Raw genomic sequence first — 2,625 nt, 5'->3', positions numbered from 1 at the left:
TCCTTGAGCTGCCTATTTAGCGCGGCTAGCATTCGCACGCTGCGCGGCGAGCTCTCGTGTAGCGCAAGCAGTACCGCCGCCTCGTCCGTGCGCAGCCCGCAGCCTAGAAGCGCGCCCGCGCTTAGATATTTTTTGATCAGCTTTTGCGCCGCGGCGTCGCTTAGCACGGCTTTGTATTTGGGCGCGATCCTGCCCGGCTCGCTTACGATTTTTGGGTTTACGAACTGCCACGAGCCGAAGCTCTCGTCGCATTTGCCGTGGATGAAAAATTTTTTGCCGCGCTTAAAGGCGCCGAAGTGCCAGCTTTTGGCGTTGAAGATGACGATTTTGATCTCGCGCTCCCAGCTGAGGCAGTGCGCCGTGACGATGAGCATCGAGCCACGCCTGTGCTGGAAGAGGCACTCGACCTCCGCCGTGTTCTCGCCCGCGCAGGGCGCGTCTCTGACGCTTAGATCGTCGAAGCTTTTGGGCAGAAGCAGCGCCAGATCCAAAAGCGTCGTAATGCCCGCCTTTTGCAGCGTCGCCGCGTCTTTTGCTTCAAAAATCAATTTCATCCTTTAAATTTGATAGGCGCTTAAGCCCTCGCGCTGCAAAATTTTATGCGCCGCAGCGGAATCGTCCGCCTAAATTTGATCAAAATTTTACGCGCCGCATCGAACGCTTGCTTAAATTTGCTCGAAATTTCGTTATTGCGGCAAATTTACTCGCCGGCTGCGCCTGTAAATTTTACTCGTTTGCACGTGTTTTGTCTGGCAGCCGTGTTTTTGCGGCGTGCACCGGGTTTTAAAAACAGAGTGCGATCGCTTGAAATTTCACGGCGCGATTTGCGAACCGCAAAAATTCAATTACGGCAGCCGCCACCGCGCGCCTTTTTAAATTTCGCGGCGCGGCTTGCAAACGGCTTGTGAAATCGGGCTTTGTTTTTGCGCACTGAAATTTTACCGAGCCGCGCACGGCGCCTTTAAATTTAGCCGCCCCTATAAGGCTCGTAAATTTAATCGCTCCTGCAAAGCCCTGCAAATTTTAACGCGACGTAGGCGCGGCTTTAAATTTAAACGCACAAGCTGTCCGTAAACAGAGCGCAAAAGTAAAATTTAGCGCCGTCCGCGCCGCTTTATAAATTTTAAAATTTAGCTCAATTTACGCCGATCGCGGAGATACGCGCCGCGACGGGCTAAATTTTAAGCCCTTTTTTCGCGGCCGCCTCGTCGCAAATGACGGAAAAGCTTAGATTCATGATCTCGTCGTGCGATCTGATGAAATCGTTGAGCGCCCCGAGTTTTAGCGTCTCGATGCGCTTTAAATTTCGCTCGAACTCGCCGAATGCGTAGCCCTTATAATACTCGCTCTGTGCGATCGCCGCTCGCTTAAACATCGTCTCTTTTTGCAGCACGGCGCTTCCGATTAGGAATTTTTTAGCGCTTTTCAGCTCCGCTTCGCTCACGCCAGATGCGATAAATTTTGCGATCTCCTCTTTTACGAGGGCGGTGGCGTTTTGCAAATTTTCGTTTTTGGTCTGCAGATAGCCCCAAAACTCGCGACGGCTAAGCTCGAAATCGCCGCGCGCATAGACCGAGTACGCAAGCCCGTGCTTAACGCGGATGCGCTCCATCAGCCTGCTACCGAATCCGCTACTTCCAAGCACGAAAAGCGCGGTGTTTGCGATGAACTCCTGCTCCTTTGGCAGCGTAAATGGCGCGCCGAAGTAGATGTAGGCCTGCTGCGTCTGCTCTTTTTGGATCTTTATTTTTTTCGCATCGCTCGGCGTGAAAAACGGCAGCTCGCGCTTTTCTCCGCTTGCAAAAAGGCTCAAAATTTCCGCGATTTTCGGGTTTTTATCGCTCACGTCGCCGCATAAAACGACGTATAAATTCTCTAAACTCAGCGAGGAGAAAAACTCCCGCACATCCTTCATCGTGATCCGCTCTATGCTCGCCTCGTCGCCTATGAGCGGCCGCTCGAGCCTCGTGCGCGGATACAGAAGCGCTTTTAGGTTGCACGTCGCGATGTAATCAAACTCGCTTTTTAGCACAGCGATCTCGCCTATGGTTTGCATTTTTAGCTTTTCGAGCACCGAGGGTGTTAAATTTGGCTCACTAAGCAGTTCTCGTAGCATATCTAGGCCGAAATCGAAGTGCTCTTTTAGGCAGTTTAGCTGGATACCGAAAGTTTCAAAATTGCTCGCAGCGCTGATCTCGACCGCGCGGATATCGAGCTTGCGGTGGAATTCGCTCACCCCTAGCGTCTTTGAGCCCTCGCCCAAAACGCCCGCGCAGATGCGCGCAAGCCCCGCTATCTTCTCGCTCACCGCGCCGCTTGCTTTAAAAATTAACTTGAAGCTCGCCACCGGCAGCGAATCGTCGAACTGATACAAAAAGTCGATTTTAGCGCTCTTGCCGTCTTTGGTTTTAAGTGAAATCTCTTTTTTTTCCATCGTTTTCCTTTATAAAATTTTTAAATTTCATCGTTCTTGCAGGCGCGGTTTTAAAATTTTGACGCAGCCAGGCCGCCTTTAAAATTTGCGCCGGGCTAGTTTTTGAAATTTCGCGCCAAGGCAGTTTTGCCCGTCCTGCTTAAAATTTTAAAATTTAATCGCGCCGCACGTTTTGTAAAATTTCAGCGCCC

At 51.3% G+C, this 2,625-nt stretch carries 1 protein-coding gene and 1 pseudogene; both read right to left on the bottom strand.

Going from position 1 to position 2,625, the window contains the following annotated elements; all coding sequences use genetic code 11:
* Positions 1 to 548: pseudogene (locus Q0438_RS01315) on the bottom strand (ATP-dependent DNA helicase RecG); the annotation flags it as partial.
* A gap of 626 nt (positions 549 to 1,174) precedes the next feature.
* Positions 1,175 to 2,434: a pitrilysin family protein gene (locus Q0438_RS01310; protein ID WP_299186450.1), complete on the bottom strand. Its 1,260-nt coding sequence runs from the start codon at positions 2,432 to 2,434 to the stop codon at positions 1,175 to 1,177.
* Between the last annotated feature and the right edge of the window lie 191 nt (positions 2,435 to 2,625).

The organism is uncultured Campylobacter sp. (assembly GCF_938030785.1).
Lineage (GTDB): Bacteria > Campylobacterota > Campylobacteria > Campylobacterales > Campylobacteraceae > Campylobacter_B.
The sequence above is the reverse complement of the archived record's forward strand: the minus strand, read 5'-3'. Positions and strand labels throughout refer to the sequence as shown.

Coding starts and splice junctions, on each gene's coding strand:
- Q0438_RS01310 (WP_299186450.1), bottom strand. CDS start 2,434: ATGGAAAAAAAAGAGATTTCACTTAAAACCAAAGACGGCAAGAGCGCT.